This window comes from Treponema sp. R8-4-B8 (assembly GCF_054786175.1).
In genome coordinates this window covers 1-543 of the sequence record NZ_BDHE01000287.1, presented here as the reverse complement: position 1 = coordinate 543, position 543 = coordinate 1, and the positions used below count along the sequence as shown (strand labels likewise).

Annotated in this window: 1 protein-coding gene; it reads right to left on the bottom strand. The window is 38.5% G+C overall.

Features of this window, described 5'->3' with window-relative positions:
- The coding region (locus ACYVRA_RS08435) for a hypothetical protein (RefSeq protein ID WP_461252280.1) at window positions 1-453 on the bottom strand (453 nt) is incomplete at its 3' end.
- Between the last annotated feature and the right edge of the window lie 90 nt (window positions 454-543).

Genomic DNA, 543 nt, shown 5'->3' with positions numbered 1-543 from the left:
GCCGCCGCCAAAACGAGCATAGTCTGCTGTTTCGGAGGAATATATTCCAAAAACGCCACGGAGGCTCACAGATTTATTCCAAACAAAATTCAAATTTGCATCTCCGCCATTTCTATCTGGGGTAACATAACCATAAGGCAGTGCCAAATTCACAGCAGGGTCTAAACGATAACTTATGGAATTGCGTTCCAAGCGAGTAAAAGTTTGCTGTGTGTAAGCATTGCGGTAATATTGAGAAAATTTATAGTTATTATATAGATTTCCAGAGTTAGAAATTTCTGGAGTACTGAGAACATTGCTAGTGTTTCCTTTTTGCCCACTCACTATTGTTATTGCGCTCATAGGCAAGGAATAATAAAGGGAGTAATACATATTTTCCAGAGAAGCCGCTCTGAATTGCTCAAGAGCCGAATTTAAATTTGCATTGCTGTTGAGTCTGTCTCTTATACACATCTGGAGGGGAAAATAGCAGGAAATTCCGTGCTAAAAAACAAATTGCATTACGTAAAAAGATTTTTCGCCAATAAAAACTATCGCTTGAAA